Origin of the sequence: Streptomyces sp. NPDC013157 (genome assembly GCF_042899865.1) — a bacterium.
In the GTDB taxonomy this organism is placed as follows: Bacteria; Actinomycetota; Actinomycetes; order Streptomycetales; family Streptomycetaceae; genus Streptomyces.
In genome coordinates this window covers 275,706-302,032 of sequence record NZ_JBIBAK010000011.1, presented here as the reverse complement: position 1 = coordinate 302,032, position 26,327 = coordinate 275,706, and the positions used below count along the sequence as shown (strand labels likewise).

The following is a 26,327-nucleotide window of genomic DNA, read 5'->3' as shown; positions in this document are numbered from 1 at the left end:
CGAATACTTTCGAAGCGGTGATGTCAGACCGGGCCGGTAGCCTCCGGCCATGACGACCCGTACGACGCCGCCTCGCCCCCTGGACATCACCGCGGTCTTCCCCGAACTGGCCCCGCTCGCCCGCACCGCCGTACGCCTGCATCCCCGTGCCGGTGCGCCCACCGCGGCCGGCAGTTCCGTCGGCGGACCCCTGCTATGGCCGGCCGAGGAGCAGTGGCCGACCTGTCCGGAGCATGCGGGTCCCTGGCAGCGCGGTGTGGCGCCGGACGATGTACACGTCGGTCGGCGGGTCCTGCGCGAGGCCTGGGCCCGGCCGCGCGCCCAGGGCGCCGACCTGTTGACCGAGGAGGAGCGCGCGCTGGTCGACCGGGGGACCGAGCCGTACCGGACCGCCCTGGACGGGCCGGTGCCGCTGGTGCCGGTCGCGCAGATACGTGCCGCTGATGTGCCGGCGCTGCCCCGGCCCGAGGGCACCGATCTGCTCCAGGTGCTGTGGTGCGCCTTCGACCATCCCGAGGACGACTACTCGCCGAGGGTCGAGCTGCGTTGGCGCAGGGCCGCCGATGTCGTGACCCCGCTCGCCGCTCCCCCGCGGCCCGCCGTCATCGGCAACGACGACTACCTGCCCGAGCCGTGTGTGCTGCACCCCGAGACCGTCACCGAGTACCCGGCCCCGCACGAGCTGCCGCAGGAGCTGGCGGACCGGATCCACGAGTGGGAGGAGGGCATCGAGGGGGAGGACGAGGAGCCGGGGGTCTGCTACCAGTACGACCTTGCCGTGGCCCCTGGGTGGAAGCTCGGGGGACACGCGCCCTGGAGTTTCTCCGACCCGTTCCCCATGGCCTGCGCCGAGTGCGGCGCCGGGGTGCGGCCCCTGCTCACCATCGACGGCACCGAGTGGGACGGCGGCAGCGGCAGCTGGGCGCCGGTGGAGGACGCGGGGTACACCGGCTACCACTCCCTCGGACCGGCGCTGGACACGCAGATCACCATCGGGCGCAGCTACAGCCTCCAGGTGTACGTGTGCGAGGCGTCGTACGACCATCCACCCGTGCAGAACATGCAGTGAGTTCCTGCCGAAGCAGCGAAAAGGGCCCGTACGACCGGAGTCGTACGGGCCCCTTCAGACCTGCCTGGTCAGCCCTTGCGGGCCGAGATCACTTGTTGATCTTGGTGACCTGGCCGGCGCCGACCGTGCGGCCACCCTCACGGATGGCGAACTTCAGGCCCTCTTCCATGGCGACGGGCTGGATGAGCTCCACCTTCATCTCGGTGTTGTCACCCGGCATGACCATCTCGGTGCCCTCGGGGAGGGTCACGACGCCGGTCACGTCCGTCGTACGGAAGTAGAACTGCGGACGGTAGTTGTTGAAGAACGGCGTGTGGCGGCCACCCTCGTCCTTGGAGAGGATGTAGGCCTGCGCCTCGAACTCGGTGTGCGGGGTGACCGAGCCCGGCTTGATGATGACCTGGCCGCGCTCGACGTCCTCGCGCTTGATGCCACGGAGCAGCAGACCGACGTTCTCACCGGCCTGGCCCTCGTCGAGCAGCTTGCGGAACATCTCGATGCCGGTGACCGTGGTGGTGGTCTTCTCGGTCTTGATGCCGATGATGTCGACGGTCTCGTTGACCTTGAGGACACCACGCTCGATACGACCGGTGACGACGGTGCCACGACCGGTGATCGTGAAGACGTCCTCGATCGGCATCAGGAACGGCTTGTCGACGTCACGCTCGGGCTGCGGGATGTTCTCGTCGACGGCGGTCATGAGGTCGAGCACGGACTGCGTCCACTCGGCGTCGCCCTCCAGCGCCTTCAGCGCGGAGACGCGGACGACCGGCAGGTCGTCGCCCGGGAACTCGTACTCGGACAGGAGCTCACGGACCTCGAGCTCGACGAGCTCCATGATCTCCTCGTCGTCCACCATGTCGGCCTTGTTCAGGGCGACCACGATGTACGGAACGCCGACCTGGCGGGCCAGGAGCACGTGCTCCTTGGTCTGCGGCATCGGGCCGTCGGTGGCGGCCACGACCAGGATCGCGCCGTCCATCTGCGCGGCACCCGTGATCATGTTCTTGATGTAGTCCGCGTGACCGGGGCAGTCGACGTGCGCGTAGTGACGGGTCTCCGTCTGGTACTCGACGTGCGCGATCGAGATGGTGATACCGCGCTGACGCTCCTCGGGCGCCTTGTCGATGTTGTCGAACGCGGTCGCCTCGTTCAGGTCCGGGTACGCGTCGTGCAGCACCTTGGTAATGGCGGCCGTGAGGGTCGTCTTACCGTGGTCGATGTGACCGATGGTGCCGATGTTGACGTGCGGCTTAGTCCGCTCGAACTTCGCCTTCGCCACTGGGGTCCTCCTGTGGAGTGGTTCTGTACGCCTGGGTTCAGTCGGCGCCAGGTGATCTTTGCTGTTGGGTCCCGGGCCCCGGGTCGTTCCACCACGAATGCGGAGGAACGACCCGTGAGGCTCCGGGGTCAAGCCTAAGGCGTGTGTGCGCGCCGTGTTAAACGCGGTACTTACTCGCCCTTGGCCTTCGCGATGATCTCCTCGGCGACGTTCCGCGGAACCTCGGCGTAGGAGTCGAACTGCATGGAGTAGCTGGCCCGGCCGGACGTCTTGCTGCGCAGGTCGCCGACGTAACCGAACATCTCCGAGAGGGGCACGAGGCCCTTCACGACGCGGGCACCGGCCCGCTCCTCCATGGCCTGGATCTGACCACGGCGGGAGTTGATGTCACCGATGACCTCACCCATGTAGTCCTCGGGCGTGGTGACCTCGACGGCCATCATCGGCTCAAGGAGCACGGGGGACGCCTTGCGCGCGGCCTCCTTGAAGGCCTGCGAACCGGCGATCTTGAACGCGAGCTCGGAGGAGTCGACCTCGTGGTAGGCACCGTCGTGCAGGATCACGCGGACACCGGTCATCTCGTAACCGGCGAGGATGCCGAACTGCATGGCCTCCTGCGCACCGGCGTCCACCGAAGGGATGTACTCCTTCGGGATACGGCCACCGGTCACCTTGTTCACGAACTCGTACGACGTGTCGCCGCCCTCGAGGGGCTCGATGCCGATCTGCACCTTCGCGAACTGACCGGTACCACCGGTCTGCTTCTTGTGGGTGTAGTCGACGCGCTCGACGGCCTTGCGGATCGTCTCGCGGTACGCCACCTGCGGCTTGCCGACGTTGGCCTCGACCTTGAACTCACGGCGCATACGGTCGACCAGCACCTCGAGGTGCAGCTCGCCCATGCCACCGATGATGGTCTGGCCGGTCTCCTCGTCCGAGTGGACCTGGAAGGACGGGTCCTCCTCGGCCAGGCGCTGGATCGCGACGCCGAGCTTCTCCTGGTCGCCCTTCGACTTGGGCTCGATGGCGACCTGGATGACCGGGGCCGGGAAGTCCATGGACTCCAGGATCACCGGCTGCTTGTCGTCGCACAGCGTCTCACCGGTCGTGGTCTGCTTCAGACCCATGACGGCGATGATGTCGCCGGCGCCCACCGACTCGATCTCCTCACGCTTGTTCGCGTGCATGCGGTAGATCTTGCCGATGCGCTCCTTCTTGCCCTTGACGGAGTTCAGCACGGCGGTGCCGGACTCCAGGCGGCCCGAGTAGACCCGGACGAAGGTGAGCTTACCGAGGTGCGGGTCGCTCATGATCTTGAACGCCAGCGCGGACAGCGGCTCGTCGTCGGACGGCTTGCGCTTGACGACCTCCTCCGGGTCGTTCACGGCGTGGCCCTCGATGGCCTCGACGTCGAGCGGGGAGGGGAGGTAGCGCACGACCGCGTCGAGCAGGGGCTGAACGCCCTTGTTCTTGAACGCGGTACCGCAGAACACCGGGGTGACGGTGGTGCCGTCGGACTTGCCGGACGCGATGGTGATACGACGGATCGCGGCGTACAGCTGCTCCTCGGAGGGCTCCTCGCCCTCCAGGTACAGCTCCATGATCTCTTCGTCGTTCTCGGCCACGGCCTCCAGCAGCTTGCCGCGGTACTCCTCGGCAGCCTCGGTGTGGGTGGCCGGGATGTCGACGACGTCGTACATCTCGCCCTTGGTGGCCTCGGCGGACCACACGAGCGCCTTCATGCGGACGAGGTCCACGACGCCCTGGAAGTCGGCCTCGGCACCGATCGGGAGCTGCATGACGATCGGCTGAGCGCCCAGGCGGTCGCTGATCATGTCGACGCAGCGGTGGAACTCGGCACCGGTCCGGTCGAGCTTGTTGACGAAGCAGATACGCGGAACGCCGTAGCGGTCCGCCTGACGCCACACCGTCTCGGACTGCGGCTCGACACCGGCGACGCCGTCGAACACCGTCACGGCACCGTCGAGCACGCGAAGCGAACGCTCCACCTCGACGGTGAAGTCGACGTGGCCCGGGGTGTCGATGATGTTGATGGTGTGGTCGACGTCTTCCAGCGGCCAGTGACAGGTGGTGGCAGCAGAGGTGATCGTGATGCCACGCTCCTGCTCCTGCTCCATCCAGTCCATGGTGGCAGCGCCGTCGTGGACCTCACCGATCTTGTACGACACACCGGTGTAGAACAGGATCCGCTCGGTGGTGGTCGTCTTGCCCGCGTCGATGTGGGCCATGATCCCGATGTTGCGGACCTTGGCCAGGTCAAGTGAAGTGGTAGCCATAAGGCTTCGGTCTTCTCTCGGTCTCGATGGGGGTAGCGACTACCAGCGGTAGTGCGCGAAGGCCTTGTTGGACTCGGCCATCTTGTGCGTGTCCTCGCGCTTCTTGACGGCCGCACCGAGGCCGTTCGAAGCGTCGAGAAGCTCGTTGAGCAGACGCTCGGTCATGGTCTTCTCGCGACGGGCGCGGGAGTAACCGACGAGCCAGCGCAGCGCGAGGGTGTTGGCGCGACCGGGCTTGACCTCGATCGGAACCTGGTACGTCGCACCACCGACACGGCGGGACTTGACCTCGAGGGTCGGCTTGATGTTCTCCAGCGCGCGCTTCAGCGTGATGATCGGGTCGTTGCCCGTCTTCTCACGCAGACCCTCCATGGCGCCGTAGACGATGCGCTCGGCGGTGGAGCGCTTGCCGTTCAGCAGCACCTTGTTGATCAGGGAGGTCACCAGAGGGGAGCCGTAAACCGGGTCGATGATGACCGGGCGCTTCGGGGCGGGGCCCTTACGAGGCATTCTTACTTCTCCTTCTTGGCGCCGTAGCGGCTGCGGGCCTGCTTGCGGTTCTTGACACCCTGGGTGTCGAGCGAGCCGCGGATGATCTTGTAGCGAACACCCGGCAGGTCCTTCACACGGCCGCCGCGCACGAGCACGATGGAGTGCTCCTGCAGGTTGTGTCCCTCACCCGGAATGTAAGCGGTGACCTCGATCCCGCTGGTCAGACGCACACGCGCGACCTTACGCAGGGCCGAGTTCGGCTTCTTCGGGGTGGTCGTGAACACACGCGTGCAGACGCCACGACGCTGAGGGGAACCCTCGAGTGCGGGCGTCTTGTTCTTCTCGACCTTGTCCTGCCGGCCCTTGCGGACCAGCTGCTGGATCGTAGGCACTACTTCTCCGGTTTCTGTGTGCCGAATGGTGAAGCTAACCTGGAACGTCGCCGACCCACGCGGTCGGGTGTGTCGGATTCCGCGTACTCCTGCCGCGAGGCAGAAGGGGGCGCGGATCGCGGTGGCCGCTTCGTCACTCCGGTGCGGTTTGAAGGCACGCACGAGGGTCAGGGCACACCCCAGGCACAAGGTCTGAGCGTACCCAGCGCAATCACTCCGGTCAAAACAAAAGAAGGGGGACCGGTTGCGTGGGGCGTGAGCTGGTGTTTTGGGGCGCCTTCCGCTATACCACGGAGACGAACGACACGCGAACGGAGAGCGGCGCGAGCTGACGCCGATCGGATTCACAGCTGTGCGACGCTGATCAGATCTTCTGATCGCCGGTCCCCAGGAGCGCCCCGTAGGGGGCGCGGGGAACTGGGCGACCAGCCACGACGGACCCGCAGACGCCCGGAGGCCATTCGCGGCACTGCGCGCGGCGCATTCCTTATGGGGGCTTCACAGTCATGAGCGCAGCTCAGAGCGACACCGCGCCGACCACCGCGAACCCGCAGCGTCCCCTCCGTCTCCCGCTCCCGTCGGCCGCCCGCCCCTACCTCCCGCCCCTCGCCCTCTACGGCGCCGCCAAGCTCACCGGCCTCCTCGTCTTCGCCTGGCTGCTGACGTCCGCCGGTGACTACCGCAACAAGGACCCCCGCTTCGGCGGCGGCGCCCACTGGTGGGACGTCCTGTCCACCTGGGACGGCTGGTGGTACCTCCAGGTCGCGCAGAAGGGTTACCACCCCGAGCCGCTCCGGCCCCTGGCCCCGGGCGGCCAGTTCAGCGCCGAGCAGAACTCGGTCGCGTTCTTCCCCCTGTACCCGGGTCTGGTCCGGGCCGTCTCGGAAGTCACCGGCCTCGGCCTGTACGGCGCGGCGATCCTCGTCTCGGTCCTCTGCTCCTTCGTCGCGGCGGCCGGCATCTACGCGGTGATCTCGCTGCTCGCCGGCGCCCGGGCCGGCACCATCGCGGCCGGCCTGTGGGCCGTGGCTCCCGCCGCCGGCGTCGAGTGGGCGGTCTACACGGAGTCCCTGTTCGTGGCGATCGCCGCCTGGACCTGCCACGCCGTGATAAGACGCCGCTGGGTGGCGGCGGGCCTGCTCGCCTTCCTGTCCGGCCTGAGCCGTCCCACGGCGGCCGTCCTGATCGGCGCGGTCGGCCTGGCGGCGCTGGCGACGCTGCTGCGCCGGGACAGCAGGCGCGAGCAGGGCGTCGCGGCCCCGCTGTACGCGGCGGTCGCCGCACCCCTCGGTCTGCTCACCTACATCGCCTGGGTCGGCTGGTCGATGGGCGGCCCGGGCGCGTACTTCTCGCTCCAGCGCGAGGCCTGGGCCCACTACGTCGACTTCGGCGCGTACACCCTGGACGTGCTGCGGAACGTGGCGGTGGGGCACGGCGACTACCTCTTCGCCTACTCGGTCCCGGACCTGATCGCCGTGCAGGTGGTGGTGGCGCTGCCGTTCCTCGTCGCGCTCCTGCTGCGGAAACGGCCACCGCTGGTGCTGACGGCCTACACCCTCGCCTCGATCGTGACGATCCTCGGCACCCAGCAGATGTTCGGCAACACCCCGCGCTACCTGCTCCCCGTCTTCCCGCTGCTGCTGGCTCCGGCGGCGGCGATGAGCCGGTTGCGGTGGCCTGCCCTCGCGGTGTTCTTCTCCACGGCCGCGGTGGCGTCGGGGTGGTACGCGCACTACGTGATCTTCGAGTTGGGGATTCCGTAAGGGCGGATACGAGCGGAGGGGCGAGGGCCACGGTGGCCCCCGCCCCTGGTCCGCTGCGTCCGCTGCGTCCACTATGGGCGCTACGGGCGGCGGGCGGCCGCCCGTTCCGCCGCGAAGACGTCCTCCAGGCGGAACAGCGCCGCCCGGCCCGCCTTGCCGGCGGCCGTGAGGTGGCCCAGCTGGACCCACTTGCGGATGGTCGCCGGGGCGACGCCGGCCTCCTGCGCGGCGAGGGGGCCGGGGATGAGGGTGGGGGAACCCTGGGCCGTCTTCACCGGTGGCTCCACTCCCCCTCGTCCCAGGTGTGCCGGTAGGCGGGGTCGTCGTGGCAGCCGCAGTCGGGGTCGGTGCACCGGCAGGCCGGGTTGACGCAGAGGACGGCGGCGCGGTCCGGGAAGGCACGCAGGGAGACGGAGTCGCACCAGGGGCAGCGCCCGGAGACGCGGACGACGGTCTCGGTGTCGCCCAGGGCGCGGGCGCAGCGCCGGGCCATCCGGCGGGTCTCGTCCCGGACGTGGGCGGCGAGGACGGGGTCGGCGGCGATGCCGTCGAGGAGCCCGACGATCCGGCGCAGCCGCTCGGGCACCGAGGCACGGCGGACACGGGGCAGCCCGAGCCGGTCCCGTACCGCTTCCTCCAGCTCCACGACCCCGTCGGTGATGTCGCGGATGGTGTCGGAGATGTGCAGCCGCAGGGGCGCGGCGCTGTGACCGGGGGCTACGAGTCCATGGGCCTGCTGGAGCAGCAGCGCCTCGGCGCGCTCCTCCCGGAGCCGGCCGGCGAGGTCCGCGGGGGGCGGGGCGGGCGTGGCCCGGTGGGCCGGGATGGCGCCGCGGCCGGGAGCGAGCTCGACGGCCAGCTCGGGGAACTGCCGGAGGAGCAGGCCGATCCAGAGGGCGGCGTTGTCGGCGGCGGTGTCGGCGGCGCGGTCTTCGGAGGGTGGGTGTGCGGGGGTCGTACGACGGTCAGGCAACGGAGCCTCCGCGGCGCAGGGCGCCCTGGACGACCGGGCTCTGCAGGGCCGGGAGGAGGTGCGCGGGGATCTCGACGGGACGACCGCGGCGCCACAGCCGGCCGCCGCAGACGCCGTCGAACCAGTTGTCGGCGGGGGCGACGGCCTCCTCGCAGTCACGCCGGACCGGGCAGCGGGCGCAGGCGCGCAACGCGGGGGCGGCCTCCTTCACCTTCTTCGAGAAGACGACCCGGGGCGGAAGCCCGGCGCAGGCGGCCGCGGCCTGCCAGGCGGGTGGTGGGCATGAGCTGCCGGTGACGGTCATGGGGCCTCCCAATGTGGCTCCAGTGGGGCTGGTGTGAGGCGAGCGCCGTCCAGACTTACAGATTGCGCGCGCGCCCGCAACAAATATGCCCCTGACCCATTCGGGAGATCATGGAAGGATCGGGATCACTCGGGCATGCGCCGCCACCGAATCTCCCCGCATTGCGCGGACTTTCCTCAGTGCTTGCACGAGAGCACGTAATTCCGTGCGCGCAAGCAAGCTAAACTTGCTGCCCTCTAAAGGAAGCGAGCCCTCAGATGACCAGCCAGGATCTGGACGCGTTCGCCGCGTGGGTCGAAGACCTGATGCGCGACCGCGGTTACGACATCGACAGCCCGCGCGGCGGCGGCAAGTCGCGGATAGCGGACGAAGCGGGGGTCCACCGGGCCGCCGTCACCCGTCTACTGCAGCGCCAGAGCATGCCGGACCTGGAGACGACGCGCCGGCTCGCCCGCGTGCTGGGCGTCCCGGTCCGCGAGATGCTGATCCGATCCGGCCGCCTGACGGCGGAGGAACTGGCCGACCCGCACGACTACTTGGCCGCGCCCGCACCGAGCGCGGAGTTCGCCCGCCGGCCGACACTGGAGGAGGTGGCCGACCTGCTGGGGGTGCCGTCGGACCGACGGGAGATGTTCGTGCGGGTGGTGGAACAGTTCCTGCCGAACGACGCACACGACCAGCCGGTGGACGCGGCGACGACGACCGCGGACTGAGCCCCGCCTCCATCGCCGACGCGCCATCGAGGACACCCGTGGGCCGACGGGTGTTTCTTCACGGGGGTGGCGCCGAGCGCCCGAAGGGGCGCGGGGAACCGCGCGACCAGCCCCCACTCACCCGCAGCGAACCCCCCGTCCAGGCCCTCTCCCTCCTCCCCCCTCGACCACCTCACCGATTTAGTTGCGTGCGCGCACGCTCTCTGTCACAGTTGGTGCAGCGGCGGAGCTGTGCCCGGCGCCCCGCCCCCTCCGCACGCATCCCACCCGCTGCCCCGAGGTGACGCATGACCACACCCACCCCACCCGCCTCGTTCCCCGACGTCGAGGCGATGATCGTCGACGTCCTGGACGACGACCCCCGGCTCTCCGGCGCCACCGTCGCCGTACAGGCGCCGACCGGCTTCGACGGCACCACCCCCGCCGTCTTCGTGAACCGCCGCGGCGGCGCCTGGGTCGGCGAACGCCACGTCGACCAGCCGCTGATCGAGCTGGAGGTGTACGGCCCGACCAAGCAGGCCGCACACGTCCTGGCCAACGACGCCCGGCAGATCCTGCTGTCGATGGCGAACAACCGGTACGGCACGAACCTCGTCACGGAGGTCGAGGAACAGGACGGCCCGCGCTGGCTGCCCGACTACCTCTACTCGGCGGCCAACCGCTACGTCACCGTGATGAAGGTGTACGTCGACGTCTACTGACGGACGACCGGCGGACGACGCTCCGCACCCCACAGACCGAAGGCCCCGCCACCCCGGCGGGGCCTTCGCCGTACCCGGACACCGCCGGGTACGGCACCCCACCCGAACAACCCACCTCACAACAAGGAGAAACCACCATGGCAGGAACCAACTCCTCCGAGATCCGCATCGCCGGCGTAGGCCGCCTCTACGTCGCCACCGCCGACACCAAGGTGCCGACGACCTTCTCCTCCGACACCGCCACCGACTGGGCGAGCTGGAAGAACCTCGGCTTCACCTCCGGTGACGGCGTCACCTTCTCCAAGAAGGACAAGCTGGAACCGGTCGACGTGTGGCAGGCCGTCAGCCCGGTGCACTTCGTGTACTCGGACCGCGACCTCACCCTGAAGTTCTCGCTGATGCAGTTCAACGAGGACACGCTGCCGTTCTTCATGGGCGGCGGCACGGTGGACGCGGTGACCGGTTCGACCGGTGTCTACAAGTACGACATCGCCGACCGCCCGTTCGCCGACGTGCGCGCCCTCGGCCTGGAGTTCACGGACGTCCGGGCGAGCGACGGCACCACCGTGACCTACCGCTTCGGCATCCCGCGCGGCCAGGTCACCGCGGCGGACGACATCAAGCTGGCCCGCAAGTCGGCGGCCCAGCTCGGCATCACCTACACCGCGATGGCCGCCGCCGACGGCTCGGCGCTGGCCAGCTTCGTGATGAAGGACGCCGCGTACGCCGCGTCCTGACCCCCCGGGGTGGGGCGGACCCCGGTCCGCCCCACCCCTGCCTCCTCCTCTTTCCTTCTCTGCCCAAGGAGTCCCCATGGCCCGTTTCGACGTCAACGCCGCGCGCGCCCAGCGCCTCGAAGCCCTCGGCCGTACCTGGTCGTTCGAACTCGACAGCGAGAGCTACACCCTGCCCACGGAGCTGACGCGCGCGACCGCGAAGGCCCTGCGCAAGCTCGACGACAACGACGTGGACGGGCTGCTGCGCCTGCTGCTCGGCGAGAAGCAGTTCACCCGCTTCGAACAGCACGAGGTCACCATGCAGGACATCGCCGCCATCCTGGAGGCCTACGGCAAGGAGACGGGGCTCGGCCTGGGGGAAGGCTGAGCCTCGTCGGGTTCGTGGACGAACACGCCGAGGCCCTCGAAGCGGACCTGCTCCGCTACTACGGCATCGACCTGCTCGACTGGCACCGCGAGACGCTGACCGCACGGCGTCTCGCGCTGCTCATCAAGCACCTGCCGCGCGAGAGCGCGCTGAACAGGGAGCTGCACGGCGAAGCCGCCGAGTGGTCGGTCTCCGACCATCTCCTCGCCGCCGCGGTGGACCATCTGGCGGCCGCGAACTGGATGTTCGCGAGCGTCAACTCGGAGGAGGGCGACCAGCCGGAGCCTCCGGCGCCGGTACCGAGGCCGTCGTACGACGACGCGGAACCGCCCTCGGCCGAAGAGGACCCCGAGCCGGCCGCGGCCCCGCCCGCCTCCGATGCGGCACCGTCGGCCGTCCAGCTGGCCCGCTTCTTCGGCTGACCAGGCCGTACGGCGCCCCGGTCGGCGGCCGCTCACTCGTCCCGGCGCCGACCGGGGGCCCGGCCCTCCAGCTCGTCCGCGAGGGCCCGGGCCCTGTCGGAGAGCCGGGTACCGGGCGCGTCGGCGGCCTCCTGCTGCCCCCGGTCCTCCGCCCGACGCCCCTTGTCCCGGCCACCGCCGGAGCCATCGCGTTTCAACGGAGGCACACTGGGCCGTCCGTTCCGCCGCACGACCGAACGCCGTTCGGCGGCGGCCGGCACCGCCCGCTTCCCCCGCACCTCCCGCGCGGACAGCAGGGTGTCGGCACCGGGCCCGGCGTCGGCATCACCGTCGACGTCATCGACGTCATCGACGTCGTCGGCATCTTCAGTGTCGTCGGCCTCGTCGACGACGCCGTCCCACGGCGTCCCGTCCGCGACGGACCGCTCCCGCTCCCCACGCTGCTCTACCCGCGTCAATTCGGACGGCGGCCGCAGAAGCTGGACATAGGGCAGCGGAATCACATCACCGCCCTGCTCCCTCTCCGTCTCCGTCCTGCGGGCGCGCCGAGGTCGTCGTCCGCTCCGGGCGTCCTCCTGGCCCTGGAGATAGGCAGCCGTGATCCGCTGCTCGTACGCCCGCCGTACGGCCGGAAGCTGCTCGTCGACCACATCGGCCCAGCCGGCGCTGTAGGCGGCCGTCTCCCGCCGGTCGAGCTCACCTCGCGGCAGGATGACCAGGTCCTCGGGCTGGTAGCCGAGGCTCAGCACCAGCTCGGAGAGACGAGCGATGAGATGTGGCAGATCAGCTGCCTGTTCCAGCCAGTCGATCACGTGCCGTTGCCGCGCGCTGCTCGCGTCCCCGTCCACCCCGTAGGCCTTGCTCTCGTCCCTGCCCCATCGCGCCCCCCGCGCGAGGACGGCCGCCCGGTGGCCGTCCACCGTCGTATGACAGGCCCTCAGGTCCCTTGTCAGGCCGCACCGTTCACTTTCGATTCACCGACGGGAGAACGGCCGGATCCTACTCCACGGATCTGACACAACATCCACTGCACCCTCGCAACGCCGCAGGTCCGGACCCGGTGGCAACGGAGAGTGAAACAAACCGGCTTCGCCAAACACGGAGCGACACCAACAGATTACTCGTACACTAGTTCGAACAGACGCTTCGAACGCGTCAGGAGCGCCCACCTGTACCACCAGCCCAGCGGACAGACCGGAAAGCAGGACGACGACATGGCGACTGGCCCGAGCAACTTCCCGCAGCAGCCGATCGACACCTACTCCCGCCTCGCCCACCTCCTGCACTCCCCCGCGCCCGACCGCGAGGCACTGCTCGACCGGCTGTACGAGGAACTGCTCACCCGCGAGTCCCGCGCCTACGCCGCCGGCTGGACGGACGCCCTGACAGAAGCCCGCCGAAGCCGCCCCTGAACCCCGGCTCACACGGCGAACGTGCACCACACCGACTTCTCGCCGCACCCCGCCCGGTGCCACCCCCACCGCCGCGACACCGCCTCGACCAGCCGCAGCCCCCTCCCGCTCTCACCCAACGGGTCGCTGCTGAGGGCGAGTTGAGGCACCCGCCCCGGCTCCCGATCGACCACCACCACCCGGAGCGACGGCGGCGCGAACCGCCGCCCACCCCGCCCCAGCACCAGCTCCAGCCCGGCGAGCCCACCCCCGTGCCGTACGGCGTTCGCGCACAGCTCCCCGACGGCCAGCTCGACGGAGTCGACCAGCTCGGGCGACTGCCATCGCTCCCGAACCCAGACCCGCGCCCGACACCGGGCCTCGGCAACGGGCCGAAGCGGATCGAGAGCACGCCGTCCCTTCGGCGTCGTATCGCTGCTGTTCATACCCCAGCAGTTGCGCTATCGGCGGCTGCGAAAGCACAGGGTGGATCTGGCTCCTGACCACGGCCCCGAAACCGCCACCGTGGGAAGGAGAGGACGTCGCCGTCGTGTACGAGGAACGAAAGCCGTCGTCCGCGGAGAGCGTGCGCTGCCTCGCGTCCTTCGGCTCCCGCGCGGGCGTCGTGGTTCAGTCACTCTTCACCCTGCTGATCGTGGCCGCAGCGGTGGCAGGCGCCCTTTCCTGATCCAGGCTGAACAGGGCCGCCGACGCGAGGGGCACGAGAACCTCCAGGCGCGGAGTGCGCGCGGGAAGAAAGACGGTCGCTACTGAGAGGAAGCGACCGCGATCAATGCAGTCGCCGCTGCGGCCAGGCACAGACCCACGATGACCAGGTATCCCTCCTGAGTCCTCCACATCGCCTTCTTCAGGACCTTTTCGGTAGTCGCCCGGTCCGGCTTGCGAGGGTCGTAAACGACGCTGACGACGGACTCGTCTTCCGCGAGCCCAAGTTCCTCGGCCGACATCGTGATGTAGTGCCTTTCATTGCCTTCGTCCCGGTAAATGACGTCGGTCGACGGAATGTTCGCGTTCCAGCTCGTACCGCCACATCGGCCTCCGGTTCGAACCCCTCTTCTCCTGAGGATCCGCACGTCACGCAGACCGAACATTCCCAGCCCCAGGAACACCAGGGCCGGCACATACACCAGGAAGATGATCAAAGCGGCCCGACTCTCATTTCCCCCACACCCCAGTGATCCTGCACAACGCCTCGAAGGGGAGCGCACCGGGCCACTCCGCGACATGCCGGAGACGGATCACAGCGAATAGAAGAGCAACATCAGGCCCAGACTCAAAACCCCGCCACCGGCCCATGCAATAACATGCTTGGGCTTCCGAGGGTACTCCGGATCGGTACGCGCCGTATTCCAAATGGTCACAGCGACCACGAAACAGATGAACGCGAGCACTATAAAACCGGTCCCGATGAACCAGAACAGGATTCTCACAGTTCCTCCCCCTCCGAGTGCCTCAGCAAAGAGTAACTCGGCCTGCATCGGCCAAGCAATAGCGAGAGTCCGAAAGGAATACCCGCCCCACTACAAATCAACCCGACATGTGCAGATTTCAGATGACATCCGCACATCAAGATGAAGGCTGCCCCATGGGAAAGCACAGTACGGACGATGTCTACGACAAGGTCACAGACATCGAGCAGAAGCTGGACAAGAGCCGGCCTCAGCAGGGTGCAAATGCTGCCGTGACGCAGCAGTACCTGGACAAGAAGATCGCATCCCTGAAGACCGCCATCGAGAACGCCGGAAAGAAGGACGACGAAGAGAAGAAAAGGTGGCAGGACCTGGTCAAGGACTGGGAGCCGGTAAAGGCATTTCTTGAAGTCCTGAACGGCAAGGACGTGGTAGCGAAAATCATTCTGGGGCTGGGTGCCGCAGCCGCCGCCATCGGTGCTATCGGCATCAAATTCTTCGATCTGGAAGCAGCCGTAAAGGCCCTGACTCTGGCCTTCACCGGGCGGGAGCGGCAGGGCATCCTCTGGGGTCGCAGTCGCGGAACCCCGCAGGAACGACAGGAACAGCGGCGGTTCTTCGGTGTCGGGGAGAACGGTCTTCCCGGGCTCCAGCGGCCGGAGCCCGAGGCACAGCAGCCGAATCTTCCCTCGGTTGCCGAGATCACCCGCGTCAAAGACGCGATGAATCTCCTCAACGCCGAGGTCGGTACCTACCGCGAAAAGGTGCGCGGTCTCGCCACCCCCCGTGCCATGCGCCAGATGGCTTCCGCCGCCAAGAAGTTGGAGAGCGCGGCGAAGAACCACCAGTCCGTCGACACACTCGCCGGCTCGATCCGTGACCTCAACGCCGAAATGCGCGAGCTGGCCGGCACGGCCGCGAGCTGACACCCACGCCGAGGAGACCACACATGAGCCTCGTCAGTTCACTGAAGAAGGCGTCCGGCTCCCTCCAGGACTTCAAGGAGAAGGCCTCTGGAGCGGGTACGGCGGCGAAGAACGTCGGCAGCGCGGGTCAGAAGGGTGCCGGACAGCTCAAGAGCCTCAAGTCCGCCGCCCAGGACTCCGGAAAGGAGCTGAAGGACCTCAAGTCCGCCTCCGACAAGGCGGAGAAATCCGTCGCGAAGGCCGGCAAGACCGGCTCCAGTGCCGGGAAGAACCTGGGGAAGTACGAGTCCGGGGCGAGCAAGGCCGCCAAGGGCCAGGACAAGATGAACAAGTCGATGAAGGGCAACTTCTTCGGCCTGCTCATGCAGTTGCTCCAGCCGCTCATCGACAAGGTCATCGACATGGTGACCAACTCGAAGACCATGCAGAAGGTCCTCAAGCAGGCCTTCGAGGTCATCAAGACCGTGATCAGCAACGTCATGAAGGCCATCGGGCCGATCATGAAGAACGCCGGCAAGCTGATCAAGTCGGTCTGGAGCGGCATCAAGACGGCGATCACGAACATCGTGAAGGCCGTCGCCACCGTCATCCGCACCTACGTCACCATGTGGAAGACGATCATCAGCGGCGTACTCAACGCGATCCGCTCGGTCGTCTCCGGGGTGTGGAAGGGCATCAAGGCCGTCATCTCCCCGGTCGTCAGCTGGATCAAGTCCGCGATCCCCAGCGCCTTCAAGGCGGTCAAGGACCGGCTCTCCAGCATCTGGGGCGGGCTCAAGGGCATCGCGAGCCGTGCCTTCGACGGCATCAAGGGCGCGGTCCGCGGTCCGATCAACGCGGTCATCGGCATCATCAACTCCGCGATCGGCGCCCTCAACGGCATCCACGTCTCCATCCCGGGCTGGGTGCCCATGGTCGGCGGCAAGACCTTCGGCGTCAGCCTGCCGAGGATCCCGGCGCTGGCCACCGGCGGTGTCGTCATGCCTCGCTCGGGCGGTGTCCCGGCGCTGCTGGCCGAGGCCGGTGAGGCGGAGGCCGTACTGCCGCTGAGCAAGCTCGACCGGCTGCTGAAGCGGGCGGCCGCGCGCGGCAGGGCGTCCGGCGCCACCGACGGCGCCGGCGCGCTGCACATCGAGCACTACTACGCGGCCGAGACCAGCAGCCCGCAGCGCACCGCCGACGCGCTGATGTTCCTGGCGAAGGCGCGAGGATGAGTGCCGCGCTCGGGGCCGTACCGGCCAACCCGCTCGGTGGCTTCATCCCCACCGTGCGCTCCTTGCGCGCGCATGCCGAACAGAGCGTCACGGCGCAGCGCACCGTCACCAGCCGCTTCAAGGACGCCGTCATCGGTGTCGACCGCCTCGCCTCAGCCGCGGCCGAGGCCGTCGGGACCGTACGGAAGACGAAGGAGGCCGCCGAGGCGACCGCCCGTTCCGTCACCCAGAACGGACGGACGGCCTCCACCGCGGCAGGCGGGGTGAAGTCCCTCAAGGGCCGTACCAGGGGCGCAAGCTCGAAGCTGGGCATGCTCCTGACCGGCCTCGGCGGCGTCATGTCCCTGATCCTCAGCCTCGTCGATCTCGCCGGCCCCCTCGGCGGTCTCCTCGACGCCTTCGGCACCGCCATGACCATCGGCTCCGGCGTGATGATCCTCATCAACGTCCTGACCCGCGCCAACCCCATCGGCTTCGTCACCGGCATCCTGCTGCCCGTCGCCGGCTGGCTGATCGACATCGCCGTCAACTCCGAGACCGGGCAGCGCCTGATGGACCAGCTCGCCAAGCTGATCCTCCAGTACGTCCAGAGCTACCTGACCATCCTCACCCCGATCCTCAAGGCCGTCGCCGGTGCCGTGAACACGTACGTCACCGGCTACCTCACCGTCATCACCGGCGTCCTCACGGCCCTCGGCACCCTCATCGGCACCGGCTTCGCCGTCCTCAAGGCGCTCACCACCGGCGACACCCGGGCGCTGAGCGGCAAGGTCTCGGCGGTCTGGAGCGGGTTCAAGAGCGCCGTCCGGCCGGTCCTGGACTGGATCACGAGGGACATCCCCCGCGGCTTCACCCGCATCAAGGACGCCACCTCCCACGCCCTCAACGCCATGGGCCAGTTCGTCACCACCGGCGCGCAGACCGTCGCCGGGGTGATCAAGGGCCCGATCCAGGGGCTCGTCGCCTTCGCGAACTGGGTGATCGACGGGCTGAACAAGCTCAGCTTCAGCTTCTTCGGCAAGAAGTTCGGCGTGCATCTCAGCAAGATCCCGATGCTGGCGGAGGGCGGGGTCGCCGTCCCCGGCGCGGCCCGGCCGGGCAAGGTGCTCCCCCTCACCGCCCTCGCCCGCAGACACCCCACCTCGGTGGGCCCAAGCCCCCACCGCATCGAGGAGTTCCACGAGAGCCACGGCGCCGGCGCCCACGCCACCGCGACCGACCTGCTCTTCCTGGCCTCCGCCCACGCCTGTCCCTGACCCCTGTGAGGTGAAGGCCCGATGGCCGACCTGACCACGACCGCATACACCGACGACGTTCCCCCCGGCTCACTCATCACCCGCGACGGGCAGATGCAGTGGGCCGGACTGCTGATGGGCCCCGGTACGCCGTACGAGATCGGCAGTGACGGGCTCACCGGCTGGGAGGACCTCCCGGACTACGACACCACCGACGCCGACCACCCCACCGCGCACGGCGCCTGGCCGGGTGCGCGGTACGCCAAGCCCCGCAAGGTCGGCGGCACGGTGTGGACCGTACCGCCGTCCGACGACACCGACTCCTACCTCTCGGTGACCCGCGCCCTGCGCCAGGCCCTGCTGCTCGGGGACTCGGAGCGCTGGCTCGCGGTGCGGCTGCACGGCGAGACGCTGGCCGTCCGGGCCCGGGTCGGCCAGCGGGTGCTCGCCGCCGACCGCACGTACACCACGCAGGGCGTCTCCAAGGCGTCCGTGCAGTGGTACGCGACGGACCCGCGCCGCTACGCCGTCGACGAGCAGACGGCCGCGACCGGTGCCCCGCAGCCGGAGAGCGGGCTCACCTGGCCGCTGACCTGGCCGCTGTACTGGGGCCAGGCGGCCTCCACGGGCGACGTCAACGCCGACAACAACGGCTCGGCGCCGACCCACCCCGTGCTCACCTTCACCGGCCCCTGCGCCTACCCGACCGTCACCGACCGGACCTCGGGCCGCAAGCTCCGCTACGAGATCACCCTCGCCGCGGGCGACGAGCTGGTCGTCGACACCGCGGAGGGCACCGTCACCCTCAACGCCACCGCCTCCCGCCGCCACACCGCCGCCACCGACAGCAGCCCCGAGGAACTCTTCGCCTTCGAACCGGGCCGCGCCCAGCTGGCGTTCCGTCCCGACACCTACGACACCGGCGCGCAGCTGTCCGTCCGCTGGCGCTCGGCGGAGTGGTGATCGCATGACGGTCGCAGCCTCCTGGCTCAGCCCCACCGGGCAGACCAGACAGGACACCCGGCTCACCCTCTCCGGCCTGCTCACCGTCAACGCGAGCACGGCCGAGAACGTCCCGCTCAAGGCACGAGGCGGCATCGTGCCCGGCGGGTTCGTTCTCACCGGCGGCACCGGGACGATGACGTTCACAATCGGCACCGGGCGGGCCTTCGTGCAGAGCGCGCTGATCCCCCAGGGGTGCTACCCGGTGGCCGTGACGGACCCGGAGACCCTCACCGTGCCGGACGGCGACGCCCAGTACTCCCGGATCGACCTGGTCGAACTCGCCGTGCTCGACGACGAGTTCGACGGATCGGGGGCTGCCACGGCGGTCGTACGGCTGGTGAAGGGCACGCCTGCCGCCACTCCCGTCGTGCCCAGCACCCCCAACGGCCAGGCCCTGCCGCTCTACCGGGTCCTCGTCCCCGCCGGCGCCTCGGCCGGGACCGGTGGGCTCGCCTGGGACACGGCGGTCACCAGCCTGCGCTACGCGACCGCGGCGCTCGGCGGCATCGTCCCGGCGAGCGGCTTCAACGGCGCGTACGCCGGCCAGTACCGGGACACCCCGGGCACCCTCCAGCGCTGGGACGGCACCGCGTGGGTGTCGTACCCGAAGGCGGTCGGCGGGATCGCCCCGACCGGCGCGCTGAGCACCGGCAGCTATGTGGGCCAGTACCAGGAGAACGCGGGCGGGCTGCTGCAGCGCTGGGACGGCAGCGCGTGGCAGTACGCCGAGGGCCGCTCGAAGATCCTGCTCAGTGTCGAGCAGAGCACTGCCCAGTCCGTGGCCACCGGCAGCTGGACCCAGATCACCATGTCCACCACCGACGTGGACGACGTCGGCGGCTGGTCCGGGTCGAACACGTACACCGTGCCCCGGGCCGGGTGGTGGCGGGTGACCGCGGCCATCACCTGGTTCACCGAGTCGACGACCGGCTCGCGCGGCGCCCGGATCTACCAGAACGGCTCCGGGCTGCCGCGCGCCACCTGGCTGGTCGGCGCCGGTCCGGGCGCGACCAGCGTCGGCGGCGGCGCGCTGGTCAAGTGCGCGGCCGGCGACAAACTCGCGCTCTACGGGCTGCAGAACTCGGGCTCCACGATCACCACCCTCGGCGGCTCCGGCTACGCCACCGGCCTCACCGCCGAATGGCTCCGTTCCTGACCCCCCGCACGCAAGCAGACACAGGAGACAGCAGATGAACCTGCGCAGCTCATGGGTGGCCGAGACCGGCCAGACCCGCGAGGACACCCGGCTGACCCAGCTGGGCGCGACCACCCCGGTCAACCCGCTCGAAGTGCGTTCCGGCATCCTGCCGGGGTCCTACGACGGCCTCTACCGGATGTCCGGCTTCTGGATGGAGGGCACCGGCGGCAGCATGAAGGCCACCGTCCACGAGGGCCGGGCCGTCATCGCGGCCGGCGCCACCCAGGGCGCCTACCCGGTCACCCTGCCGGAGCCCGCGACCCTCACCTTCGCCGACGGTGACGCGACCAACCCGCGCATCGACCTTGTCGTGCTGCGGATCTACGACTCGCTGTACGACAACTCCGGGCAGACCAAGGCCGCCCTGGAGATCGTCCAGGGCACCCCGGCCGCCACCCCGGCCGCGCCCGCCGCCCCGGCCATCGCGCTGCCGGTCTACCAGGTCAGGGTCCCCGCCGGGGCCAGCGCCGGAAAGGGCGGCCTGGACTGGACCACCGTCCTCACCGACCTGCGCACCCCGACCGTCGCGGTCGGCGGCATCCTGCCGGTGTACGGCGAGACCGGCAACGGCGCCTACCCGGGCCAGTACCGGGACTCCGGGGGCGCACTGCAGCGCTGGGACGGGTCGGCGTGGGTGGCGTATCCGAGCGCGCTGGGCGGGATCGCCCCGGCCGGCGCCGTCACGACCGCGAGCTACACCGGGCAGTACCGGGATTCCTCCGGCGGGCTGCTGCAGCGCTGGAACGGGTCGGCCTGGGTGTCGTACCAGCCGGTGCCGAGCTGGACCGACTACACGCCGGTGTGGCGTGCGGAGACCGGTACAGCGCCGAGCATCGGCAACGGGACGCTGACCGGGTCGTACGTGAAGACGGGCACGGTCGTGCACGTGCGGATCTATCTGCTGATCGGCTCGACGACCAACCTCTCCGCCCAGGACGCCAACGCCAACTGGACGTTCTCGCTGCCGGTCGCACCGGTCTCCACCGCGTGGAAGCTGGACGGGCGGGTGCTGACCGCGGTCGCCTTCGACTCGTCGGCCCAGCTGTTCTACCAGGGCACCGGCCTGCTCGCGACGGTCAACGGCGGCGTCGTCCGCTCGCTGCGTGACGGCATCGCCGCGACCACCGCCATCTGGGACAAATCGGCACCCATGACCTGGGCCTCCGGCGACGTGCTGTCCGTCTACGGCACCTACGAGTCCGCTTCCTGACCACGGGGGTTCTCCCACCCTGAACGCCCGTGTCACCGCGGGCCGGGCATCCGCCTCCACCGTCTTCCGCCACGCGCCGGCCGCCGGGACGAGCTGCACGGTGACCGCGCTCCACCGGTCCGGCGACTCGGCCGTCACCTGCGCCGTCGACAACATCGCCACCCCGCCGGCCCGGCCAACTTACCTACTCTGCAGAGGAGTTCACCATGCCCGTACGCTCCGGCTGGCTGTCCCCGGACGGCCAGACCCGCGAGGACACCCGACTCGTCTCGTTCGGCGCCCTCACCCCGACCTCGCCCGTGACCACCCGCTCCGGCATCCTGCCCGGCTCGTCCGACGGCCAGACCCGCCTGTCCGGCTTCACCCTGACCGGCGTCACCGGCACCATGACGGCCACGGTCGGCCCCGGCCGGGCCGTCCTCCAGGGCACCGACGCCCGGGGCGCCTACCCGCTCGCGCTCACCGAGTCCCTCACCCTCGTCTTCGCCGACGGCGACGCCCAGTACGGCCGGATCGACCTGGTCGTGCTGCGGGTGTACGACGACCTGTACGACGGTCTGGGCCGCAACGAGGCCGTCGTCGAGATCGTCCAGGGCACCCCCGCCGCCACTCCGGCCACGCCCGCCGCACCGGGGCTGTCGCTGCCGCTGTACCAGGTCACCGTCCCGGCCGGCGCGGGCGCGGGTGCCGGCGCCATAGCCTGGACCAGCGCCGTCACCGGCCTGCGCACCGCCACCGTCGGCCTCGGCGGCATCCTGCCCGTCACGACCGACACCGCCGGCGGCGCCTACCCGGGCCAGTACCGCGACCTCGGCGGCCAGCTGCAGCGCTGGAGCGGCTCCGCCTGGACCAACTACCCGGTGCTGCCCACCTGGCAGGACTGGACGCCGAGCTGGACGACCGGCAGCGGCAGCGCCCTGCCCGCCTTCGGCAACGCCACGGTCAGCGGCCGGTACGTGAAGTTCGGCACCACCGTGCACATGACCTTCTCGATCGCGTTCGGCAGCACCACCACCTACGGCACCGGCGCGACGACCAGCGACAACTGGCGGTTCTCGCTGCCGGTCACGGCGGCCTCCGTGCAACCGCACCTCGGCTACGCCGAACTCGGCGTCTCCAACACCGTCCGCGCCACCGCCCGCCTGTACTGCGCCACCACCAGCACCTTCGAGCTGCTCGTCATCTCCGGCCAGCCGAGCGCGGCCGCGCTCGCCAACACCGGTGCCGTGGACGCCCTGACGCCCTGGACCTGGGCCGCCGGCAACGTCATCAGGGGCGGCGCGACCTACGAGGCGGCCTCATGAGCACGACCGCCAACACCCCGTACCGGGCCATCTTCTGCGACCTGCTCACCGACCGCACCATCGACATCCTGCCGCTGCGCGACGTCACGGTCGACGACTACATCGGCAAGGCCGGTTCCCTGTCCGGCACGATCCCCGTCCCGAACGCGGAGATGGCCGCCCGGGTCCGCCGCATCGAGGAGGGCCGTACCGCGGTCTACCTCCAGCGCGGCACCGACCTGTGGTGGGGCGGGATCATCTGGACCAGCACCCTGCAGAGCGACGACCAGGGCATCCTCACCCTCGGCATCCAGGCGGCGACCTTCGAGTCGTACGCGGGACGGCGGGTGATCCGGGCGAAAGGCCCCACGTACGACCCCCTGTTCAAGCTGCCCTTCACCGACGCCGACCAGCTGGACATCGCCCGCCGCCTGTGGGACCACATGCAGACCCAGCTCGACGGCGGGAACATCCTCGTCACCCCCGGCACCGAGACCTCGCAGGTGCTGCGCACGATCACCTACCGGGACGGTGACGAGACCTCCTACCAGGACGCGCTGGACGCGCTGGCCGCCCTGGAGAACGGCTTCGAGTACCACATCACCGTCTACACCGACCCGGTCGCCGGGACCCGGGTGCGCCGGCTGGTGCTGGGCTCCCCGCGGATCGAGACCGGCTCCACGCCCCTGGTCCTGGACCGGCCCGGCACGATCCTGTCGTACTCCTTCCCGCGCGACGCCACCCGCGGCGGCACCACCGCCCGGGCCCGGGGCGCCTCCGTCAACGACGACCAGTCCACCGAGTCCCGGCCGCTGGCCTCCGACGTCGCCTCCGACGACCAGCTGATCGGAACCGGGACCGGACACGGCGGCTACCCGCGCATCGACCTCACCTCCGACCACAACGACGTCACCGACCAGAACACCCTGGACGCCCTCGCCCGCGCCGAACTGACCGCCGCCACCGGCGCGGTGGTGATCCCGGAGATCAGCATCCGGCTCGACGACCTGGTGCCGACCGCCCTGCTCGGCCGGACCGCGCGCATCCGGATCACCGACGAGTGGTTCACCGAGGGCCTGGACGCCAGCTACCGGATCATCGGCGTCAAGGTCAGCCCGGCCCAGCGCGGCCGTCCCGACACCGCCGATCTCTACCTGGAGGAGGCCGCCTGATGCCCCAGCTCCCCGAAGACATCATCGACCGGCTCACCCAGATGGAACGCCGGATCCAGCAGCTGTCCACCGCCGTCAACACCCGGCCGCCCCTCAGCACGGTCTCCGGCTCCCTCTCGGTCGGGCCGACCGACGGAACCACCGTCTTCCGGGTCGGCAGGTGGAACGGCGACGAGTACCAGATGGAACTCCGGCGCCAGACCGGCAGCCGGGCCCTGAGCATGTACAACGGCGACGGCACCGCCACCTCCGACCAGCCGCTGCGTGTCTACGACACCGACGAGCGCGAGATCCTCTCGGACGACATCGGCCACGGCGGCCTCGCCCGGCCCTGGCTCGCCATGCTGCCGCCCCAGGACTCCGACTACACCCGCTGGCCGCGGACCACGTCGACGTCCATGACGACGATCGCGACGTCCTACAACGTCGCCTGGCAGCCGAAGATGCGGCTCCTCATGAACACCCGCGTCACCTCCGGCTACACCGGCTCCGTCCAGGTGCTCGTCAACGGCGTCCAGTGGGGCACCGTCGTCAGCGCCAACACGGACTTCGACTACACGGGCCTGGTCAGTTCCGACTTCGGCGCGGTCTTCGGCGCCCTGCTCAAGGTCGAGGTCCAGGCCGCCGTCAGCGCCAGTGGCGGCACCGTCTACGTCAACCCCGTGCTGATGCACGGCCGCCAGACCTGAATCACCGCAGAGAAAGGAACCCGCCCGCCATGGACATCGACACCAGCCAGCCCTGGGGCCTCGCCATCGACTTCGCCGGCCGCGCCACCCTCACCGAGGCCGGCCACACCGTCCACGTCAACGTCTCCGACACCAGCCTGAGCGACATCATCGGCCCGGACTCGATCACCGGCACGTACTCGCCCGTCAACATCACCGCCCAGTTCACCGAGAGCGGCGCGAACAACTCGGTGCTGCGCGGCTACGGACGGGTCACCGTCCTGCCCGTCGGCACGGCCCCGGTGGTCCCCGACCAGACCGCCATCCAGCGCGCGGTGGCCGCGGCCCTCACCAACTTCGCCGACAACACGGCCGCTTACACGACCCTGTGCACGAAGTGGACGTCCACGGACGACGGTTCCTCGGGCGACGGCAACACGACCGACTCCCCTACGGAGACCAGCGCCCCGTAAGGGGCGCGAGGAACTGCCCGATCAACCCCCACGACCCGCACACCGCACACCACCCGAGCCGCCCTCCCCCGGCCCGGGTTTTTTCATGCCCACACCCCGCATCAGAAGGACCCTCCCATGGCCACACCCCTCTCCGCAGACGCCCTCCTGTCCGCCCTCAGGGCCGAAGGCGTCACCGTCGTCGAGCACGACGGCTGGCGCACCCACAACCGCGCCGGGCACGGCGCCTGGGGCCCGGTGAACGGCGTGATCATCCACCACACCGTCACCTCCGGCACCGGTACCTCCGTCAGCATGTGCTTCAACGGCCGCTCCGACCTGCCCGGCCCGCTCTGCCACGGCGTCATCGCCAAGGACGGCACGGTCCACCTGGTCGGCAACGGCCGCGCCAACCACGCGGGCAGCGGCGACGGCGACGTCCTGAACGCCGTCATCGCCGAGAGCGCCTCGCTGCCGGCGCCGAACCAGAACGACACCGACGGCAACGTCCACTTCTACGGCTTCGAGTGCGTCAACCTCGGCGACGGCAAGGATCCCTGGCCCGACGTCCAGCTGGACGCCATGGTCCGGGCGTCGGCCGCGCTGTGCCGGGCGCACGGCTGGAGCGCACGGTCGGTGATCGGCCACAAGGAGTGGACGAACACCAAGATCGACCCGCGCGGTTTCGCGATGGCCGACTTCCGCAGCCGGGTCGCCGCCCGGCTGCAGACGAAGACCTCACCCAGCGCCCCCGCCTACCAGCCCTTCCCAGGTGCCGACTGGTTCAGGAAGAACCCGAAGTCCGCGATCGTCACCGCGATGGGCAGGCGGCTGGTCGCGAACGGCTGCTCCGCGTACGCCGACGGACCCGGCCCGCAGTGGACCGACGCCGACCGGGCGTCGTACGCGAAGTGGCAGCGCAGGCTCGGCTACACCGGCTCCTCGGCCGACGGCTGGCCGGGCGCGAAGTCCTGGGCGGCGCTGAAGGTCCCGTACAGCGGCTGAAAGGCCTTCCGAGAAACGAGGTTCACGATGTCAGAGGCCGCCAAGCGCACCCTCCGTACCGTCGTCCAGACCGCTGTCGGCCTGTGCGTCCTGCTGCCGGCGGTCGTCGACGCCGCCGGCATCCCGGACACCCTGCCCTGGGTCGCCGGAGCGCTGGCCGTCGCGGCCGGCGTCACCAGGGTCATGGCCGTGCCCGCCGTACAGGCGCTGCTGCCCGCGTGGCTGCGGACGGACACGCCGGCGAACGCCGACGCCGCGCTGCTGAGCCTGGCGAGGACGGAGCCGGACCAGTCAGGGGGGAATGCGTGAACGAACCCTCCGCACCTTCCTCGCTGTCCGATCCGACCGCCGTCGCCGTCGAGCTGGAGCGGTTGCGCGGGACCGTCGAGGCCGGGTTCGCCCGGGTCGACGGCTCGCTCGCGCTGCTGGTCCAGCGCAGCGACCAGACCGACAAGCAGCTCGCCGACCATGAGCAGCGGCTGGACGCCCTGGAGCGGACGCGGTGGCCGCTGGCGAGCATCGGCGCGCTGGCCGCCGTGGCGACGGTGGTCGTCACCGCGCTGGAGATCACCGCACGCTGACCCGACGCCGAAGGGCGGTCACCCCGTACGAAACGGGGTGACCGC

General features: G+C 69.8%; 32 protein-coding genes. 22 read left to right on the top strand and 10 right to left on the bottom strand.

What is annotated here, in order from left to right:
• The first annotated feature begins 49 nt into the window (after nucleotides 1-49).
• Nucleotides 50-1,069: a hypothetical protein gene (locus ACFY6U_RS30800; protein WP_390043410.1), complete on the top strand. Its 1,020-nt coding sequence runs from the start codon at nucleotides 50-52 to the stop codon at nucleotides 1,067-1,069.
• A gap of 88 nt (nucleotides 1,070-1,157) precedes the next feature.
• Here ACFY6U_RS30800 and tuf read toward each other — a convergent pair whose 3' ends face one another.
• From tuf to rpsL, 4 genes are all read right to left on the bottom strand, one after another.
• A complete protein-coding gene (gene tuf / locus ACFY6U_RS30795; protein WP_093499665.1) occupies nucleotides 1,158-2,351 on the bottom strand; it encodes an elongation factor Tu in 1,194 nt (397 codons plus the stop codon).
• Between the two features lie 170 nt (nucleotides 2,352-2,521).
• Nucleotides 2,522-4,648, bottom strand: a complete 2,127-nt coding sequence (gene fusA, locus ACFY6U_RS30790) for an elongation factor G (protein ID WP_351957571.1) — start codon at nucleotides 4,646-4,648, stop codon at nucleotides 2,522-2,524.
• 39 nt (nucleotides 4,649-4,687) lie between these two features.
• Nucleotides 4,688-5,158 carry a 30S ribosomal protein S7 gene (gene rpsG, locus ACFY6U_RS30785; RefSeq protein WP_003992340.1) on the bottom strand — a complete coding sequence of 157 codons (471 nt, stop codon included), beginning with the start codon at nucleotides 5,156-5,158 and terminating at the stop codon, nucleotides 4,688-4,690.
• Between the two features lie 2 nt (nucleotides 5,159-5,160).
• Nucleotides 5,161-5,532 (bottom strand): 30S ribosomal protein S12, encoded by a 372-nt coding sequence (rpsL, locus tag ACFY6U_RS30780; protein ID WP_003948652.1) that lies wholly within the window; start codon nucleotides 5,530-5,532, stop codon nucleotides 5,161-5,163.
• A 506-nt stretch (nucleotides 5,533-6,038) separates the two neighbouring features.
• Between rpsL and ACFY6U_RS30775 the strand changes: the two genes are divergently transcribed.
• Nucleotides 6,039-7,295, top strand: a complete 1,257-nt coding sequence (locus ACFY6U_RS30775) for a glycosyltransferase family 39 protein (RefSeq protein WP_390043408.1) — start codon at nucleotides 6,039-6,041, stop codon at nucleotides 7,293-7,295.
• A gap of 80 nt (nucleotides 7,296-7,375) precedes the next feature.
• On the opposite strand, the gene ACFY6U_RS30770 is transcribed toward ACFY6U_RS30775, so the two are convergent.
• The 3 genes from ACFY6U_RS30770 to ACFY6U_RS30760 form a co-directional block, all read right to left on the bottom strand.
• Nucleotides 7,376-7,570 carry a hypothetical protein gene (locus tag ACFY6U_RS30770; protein ID WP_390043406.1) on the bottom strand — a complete coding sequence of 65 codons (195 nt, stop codon included), beginning with the start codon at nucleotides 7,568-7,570 and terminating at the stop codon, nucleotides 7,376-7,378.
• Nucleotides 7,567-8,184, bottom strand: coding sequence for a hypothetical protein (locus tag ACFY6U_RS30765; protein ID WP_390043481.1), 618 nt, complete (start codon nucleotides 8,182-8,184; stop codon nucleotides 7,567-7,569). The genes ACFY6U_RS30770 and ACFY6U_RS30765 overlap by 4 nt, the downstream gene beginning before the upstream one ends.
• 76 nt (nucleotides 8,185-8,260) lie before the next feature.
• On the bottom strand, nucleotides 8,261-8,572 hold the full coding sequence (locus ACFY6U_RS30760; protein ID WP_390043404.1) for a WhiB family transcriptional regulator: 312 nt from the start codon (nucleotides 8,570-8,572) through the stop codon (nucleotides 8,261-8,263).
• Between the two features lie 257 nt (nucleotides 8,573-8,829).
• Here ACFY6U_RS30760 and ACFY6U_RS30755 point away from each other — a divergent pair, with 257 nt between their 5' ends.
• From ACFY6U_RS30755 to ACFY6U_RS30735, 5 genes are all read left to right on the top strand, one after another.
• Nucleotides 8,830-9,285 carry a helix-turn-helix domain-containing protein gene (locus ACFY6U_RS30755; RefSeq protein ID WP_390043402.1) on the top strand — a complete coding sequence of 152 codons (456 nt, stop codon included), beginning with the start codon at nucleotides 8,830-8,832 and terminating at the stop codon, nucleotides 9,283-9,285.
• Between the two features lie 287 nt (nucleotides 9,286-9,572).
• Nucleotides 9,573-9,986, top strand: a complete 414-nt coding sequence (locus ACFY6U_RS30750; protein WP_351487301.1) for a hypothetical protein — start codon at nucleotides 9,573-9,575, stop codon at nucleotides 9,984-9,986.
• Nucleotides 9,987-10,123: 137 nt separating this feature from the next.
• Entirely contained in the window at nucleotides 10,124-10,723 is a 600-nt protein-coding gene (locus tag ACFY6U_RS30745) for a phage tail protein (protein ID WP_351487298.1), read from the top strand.
• Nucleotides 10,724-10,799: 76 nt separating this feature from the next.
• A complete protein-coding gene (locus tag ACFY6U_RS30740) occupies nucleotides 10,800-11,090 on the top strand; it encodes a hypothetical protein (RefSeq protein ID WP_351487295.1) in 291 nt (96 codons plus the stop codon).
• Nucleotides 11,091-11,155: 65 nt separating this feature from the next.
• The gene (locus ACFY6U_RS30735; protein WP_390043479.1) at nucleotides 11,156-11,512 is read left to right on the top strand and encodes a hypothetical protein; all 357 of its coding nucleotides are present in this window, start codon (nucleotides 11,156-11,158) and stop codon (nucleotides 11,510-11,512) included.
• Between the two features lie 32 nt (nucleotides 11,513-11,544).
• On the opposite strand, the gene ACFY6U_RS30730 is transcribed toward ACFY6U_RS30735, so the two are convergent.
• The gene (locus ACFY6U_RS30730) at nucleotides 11,545-12,432 is read right to left on the bottom strand and encodes a hypothetical protein (RefSeq protein ID WP_390043399.1); all 888 of its coding nucleotides are present in this window, start codon (nucleotides 12,430-12,432) and stop codon (nucleotides 11,545-11,547) included.
• A gap of 294 nt (nucleotides 12,433-12,726) precedes the next feature.
• Between ACFY6U_RS30730 and ACFY6U_RS30725 the strand changes: the two genes are divergently transcribed.
• Complete coding sequence (locus ACFY6U_RS30725; protein ID WP_390043397.1) at nucleotides 12,727-12,924, top strand: hypothetical protein; 198 nt, start codon at nucleotides 12,727-12,729, stop codon at nucleotides 12,922-12,924.
• An 8-nt stretch (nucleotides 12,925-12,932) separates the two neighbouring features.
• On the opposite strand, the gene ACFY6U_RS30720 is transcribed toward ACFY6U_RS30725, so the two are convergent.
• The gene (locus ACFY6U_RS30720) at nucleotides 12,933-13,349 is read right to left on the bottom strand and encodes an ATP-binding protein (protein WP_390043395.1); all 417 of its coding nucleotides are present in this window, start codon (nucleotides 13,347-13,349) and stop codon (nucleotides 12,933-12,935) included.
• A 104-nt stretch (nucleotides 13,350-13,453) separates the two neighbouring features.
• Here ACFY6U_RS30720 and ACFY6U_RS30715 point away from each other — a divergent pair, with 104 nt between their 5' ends.
• Complete coding sequence (locus tag ACFY6U_RS30715) at nucleotides 13,454-13,591, top strand: hypothetical protein (protein WP_390043393.1); 138 nt, start codon at nucleotides 13,454-13,456, stop codon at nucleotides 13,589-13,591.
• A 79-nt stretch (nucleotides 13,592-13,670) separates the two neighbouring features.
• Here the strand turns inward: ACFY6U_RS30715 and ACFY6U_RS30710 are convergent, their stop codons facing one another.
• On the bottom strand, nucleotides 13,671-14,066 hold the full coding sequence (locus ACFY6U_RS30710; protein WP_390043391.1) for a hypothetical protein: 396 nt from the start codon (nucleotides 14,064-14,066) through the stop codon (nucleotides 13,671-13,673).
• Nucleotides 14,067-14,509: 443 nt separating this feature from the next.
• Here ACFY6U_RS30710 and ACFY6U_RS30705 point away from each other — a divergent pair, with 443 nt between their 5' ends.
• The 13 genes from ACFY6U_RS30705 (at nucleotide 14,510) to ACFY6U_RS30645 (ending at nucleotide 26,282) form a co-directional block, all read left to right on the top strand.
• Nucleotides 14,510-15,259, top strand: a complete 750-nt coding sequence (locus tag ACFY6U_RS30705) for a hypothetical protein (protein WP_390043389.1) — start codon at nucleotides 14,510-14,512, stop codon at nucleotides 15,257-15,259.
• Between the two features lie 23 nt (nucleotides 15,260-15,282).
• A complete protein-coding gene (locus ACFY6U_RS30700; protein ID WP_351487274.1) occupies nucleotides 15,283-16,473 on the top strand; it encodes a phage tail protein in 1,191 nt (396 codons plus the stop codon).
• On the top strand, nucleotides 16,470-17,729 hold the full coding sequence (locus tag ACFY6U_RS30695; RefSeq protein ID WP_390043387.1) for a tape-measure protein: 1,260 nt from the start codon (nucleotides 16,470-16,472) through the stop codon (nucleotides 17,727-17,729). The genes ACFY6U_RS30700 and ACFY6U_RS30695 overlap by 4 nt, the downstream gene beginning before the upstream one ends.
• 21 nt (nucleotides 17,730-17,750) lie before the next feature.
• A complete protein-coding gene (locus ACFY6U_RS30690; protein ID WP_390043385.1) occupies nucleotides 17,751-18,671 on the top strand; it encodes a phage distal tail protein in 921 nt (306 codons plus the stop codon).
• A gap of 4 nt (nucleotides 18,672-18,675) precedes the next feature.
• Entirely contained in the window at nucleotides 18,676-19,869 is a 1,194-nt protein-coding gene (locus ACFY6U_RS30685; protein ID WP_390043383.1) for a hypothetical protein, read from the top strand.
• Between the two features lie 34 nt (nucleotides 19,870-19,903).
• A complete protein-coding gene (locus ACFY6U_RS30680; protein ID WP_390043381.1) occupies nucleotides 19,904-21,121 on the top strand; it encodes a hypothetical protein in 1,218 nt (405 codons plus the stop codon).
• A gap of 206 nt (nucleotides 21,122-21,327) precedes the next feature.
• Entirely contained in the window at nucleotides 21,328-22,425 is a 1,098-nt protein-coding gene (locus tag ACFY6U_RS30675; RefSeq protein ID WP_390043379.1) for a hypothetical protein, read from the top strand.
• Entirely contained in the window at nucleotides 22,422-23,576 is a 1,155-nt protein-coding gene (locus ACFY6U_RS30670) for a hypothetical protein (RefSeq protein ID WP_351487259.1), read from the top strand. Before ACFY6U_RS30675 ends, ACFY6U_RS30670 begins: the two co-directional genes overlap by 4 nt.
• The gene (locus ACFY6U_RS30665; RefSeq protein ID WP_351487256.1) at nucleotides 23,576-24,265 is read left to right on the top strand and encodes a hypothetical protein; all 690 of its coding nucleotides are present in this window, start codon (nucleotides 23,576-23,578) and stop codon (nucleotides 24,263-24,265) included. Before ACFY6U_RS30670 ends, ACFY6U_RS30665 begins: the two co-directional genes overlap by 1 nt.
• A gap of 29 nt (nucleotides 24,266-24,294) precedes the next feature.
• Complete coding sequence (locus ACFY6U_RS30660; RefSeq protein ID WP_390043377.1) at nucleotides 24,295-24,717, top strand: ATP-binding protein; 423 nt, start codon at nucleotides 24,295-24,297, stop codon at nucleotides 24,715-24,717.
• A 117-nt stretch (nucleotides 24,718-24,834) separates the two neighbouring features.
• A complete protein-coding gene (locus ACFY6U_RS30655; RefSeq protein WP_390043375.1) occupies nucleotides 24,835-25,701 on the top strand; it encodes a peptidoglycan-binding protein in 867 nt (288 codons plus the stop codon).
• 27 nt (nucleotides 25,702-25,728) lie between these two features.
• Nucleotides 25,729-26,010, top strand: a complete 282-nt coding sequence (locus tag ACFY6U_RS30650; RefSeq protein ID WP_390043374.1) for a hypothetical protein — start codon at nucleotides 25,729-25,731, stop codon at nucleotides 26,008-26,010.
• Nucleotides 26,007-26,282 carry a hypothetical protein gene (locus ACFY6U_RS30645; RefSeq protein WP_351487246.1) on the top strand — a complete coding sequence of 92 codons (276 nt, stop codon included), beginning with the start codon at nucleotides 26,007-26,009 and terminating at the stop codon, nucleotides 26,280-26,282. Before ACFY6U_RS30650 ends, ACFY6U_RS30645 begins: the two co-directional genes overlap by 4 nt.
• Nucleotides 26,283-26,327 lie beyond the last annotated feature (45 nt).

What these genes read in the sequence shown, in the direction of transcription:
- ACFY6U_RS30680 (WP_390043381.1), top strand. Translation starts at nt 19,904, where the DNA reads ATGAACCTGCGCAGCTCATGGGTGGCCGAGACCGGCCAGACCCGCGAG.
- ACFY6U_RS30705 (WP_390043389.1), top strand. Translation starts at nt 14,510, where the DNA reads ATGGGAAAGCACAGTACGGACGATGTCTACGACAAGGTCACAGACATC.
- ACFY6U_RS30685 (WP_390043383.1), top strand. Translation starts at nt 18,676, where the DNA reads ATGACGGTCGCAGCCTCCTGGCTCAGCCCCACCGGGCAGACCAGACAG.
- ACFY6U_RS30650 (WP_390043374.1), top strand. Translation starts at nt 25,729, where the DNA reads ATGTCAGAGGCCGCCAAGCGCACCCTCCGTACCGTCGTCCAGACCGCT.
- rpsG (WP_003992340.1), bottom strand. Translation starts at nt 5,158, where the DNA reads ATGCCTCGTAAGGGCCCCGCCCCGAAGCGCCCGGTCATCATCGACCCG.
- ACFY6U_RS30750 (WP_351487301.1), top strand. Translation starts at nt 9,573, where the DNA reads ATGACCACACCCACCCCACCCGCCTCGTTCCCCGACGTCGAGGCGATG.
- ACFY6U_RS30695 (WP_390043387.1), top strand. Translation starts at nt 16,470, where the DNA reads ATGAGTGCCGCGCTCGGGGCCGTACCGGCCAACCCGCTCGGTGGCTTC.
- ACFY6U_RS30665 (WP_351487256.1), top strand. Translation starts at nt 23,576, where the DNA reads ATGCCCCAGCTCCCCGAAGACATCATCGACCGGCTCACCCAGATGGAA.
- ACFY6U_RS30655 (WP_390043375.1), top strand. Translation starts at nt 24,835, where the DNA reads ATGGCCACACCCCTCTCCGCAGACGCCCTCCTGTCCGCCCTCAGGGCC.
- ACFY6U_RS30670 (WP_351487259.1), top strand. Translation starts at nt 22,422, where the DNA reads ATGAGCACGACCGCCAACACCCCGTACCGGGCCATCTTCTGCGACCTG.
- ACFY6U_RS30660 (WP_390043377.1), top strand. Translation starts at nt 24,295, where the DNA reads ATGGACATCGACACCAGCCAGCCCTGGGGCCTCGCCATCGACTTCGCC.
- ACFY6U_RS30740 (WP_351487295.1), top strand. Translation starts at nt 10,800, where the DNA reads ATGGCCCGTTTCGACGTCAACGCCGCGCGCGCCCAGCGCCTCGAAGCC.
- ACFY6U_RS30775 (WP_390043408.1), top strand. Translation starts at nt 6,039, where the DNA reads ATGAGCGCAGCTCAGAGCGACACCGCGCCGACCACCGCGAACCCGCAG.
- ACFY6U_RS30700 (WP_351487274.1), top strand. Translation starts at nt 15,283, where the DNA reads ATGAGCCTCGTCAGTTCACTGAAGAAGGCGTCCGGCTCCCTCCAGGAC.
- ACFY6U_RS30760 (WP_390043404.1), bottom strand. Translation starts at nt 8,572, where the DNA reads ATGACCGTCACCGGCAGCTCATGCCCACCACCCGCCTGGCAGGCCGCG.
- ACFY6U_RS30690 (WP_390043385.1), top strand. Translation starts at nt 17,751, where the DNA reads ATGGCCGACCTGACCACGACCGCATACACCGACGACGTTCCCCCCGGC.
- fusA (WP_351957571.1), bottom strand. Translation starts at nt 4,648, where the DNA reads ATGGCTACCACTTCACTTGACCTGGCCAAGGTCCGCAACATCGGGATC.
- ACFY6U_RS30720 (WP_390043395.1), bottom strand. Translation starts at nt 13,349, where the DNA reads ATGAACAGCAGCGATACGACGCCGAAGGGACGGCGTGCTCTCGATCCG.
- ACFY6U_RS30725 (WP_390043397.1), top strand. Translation starts at nt 12,727, where the DNA reads ATGGCGACTGGCCCGAGCAACTTCCCGCAGCAGCCGATCGACACCTAC.
- ACFY6U_RS30800 (WP_390043410.1), top strand. Translation starts at nt 50, where the DNA reads ATGACGACCCGTACGACGCCGCCTCGCCCCCTGGACATCACCGCGGTC.
- ACFY6U_RS30745 (WP_351487298.1), top strand. Translation starts at nt 10,124, where the DNA reads ATGGCAGGAACCAACTCCTCCGAGATCCGCATCGCCGGCGTAGGCCGC.
- ACFY6U_RS30755 (WP_390043402.1), top strand. Translation starts at nt 8,830, where the DNA reads ATGACCAGCCAGGATCTGGACGCGTTCGCCGCGTGGGTCGAAGACCTG.
- ACFY6U_RS30675 (WP_390043379.1), top strand. Translation starts at nt 21,328, where the DNA reads ATGCCCGTACGCTCCGGCTGGCTGTCCCCGGACGGCCAGACCCGCGAG.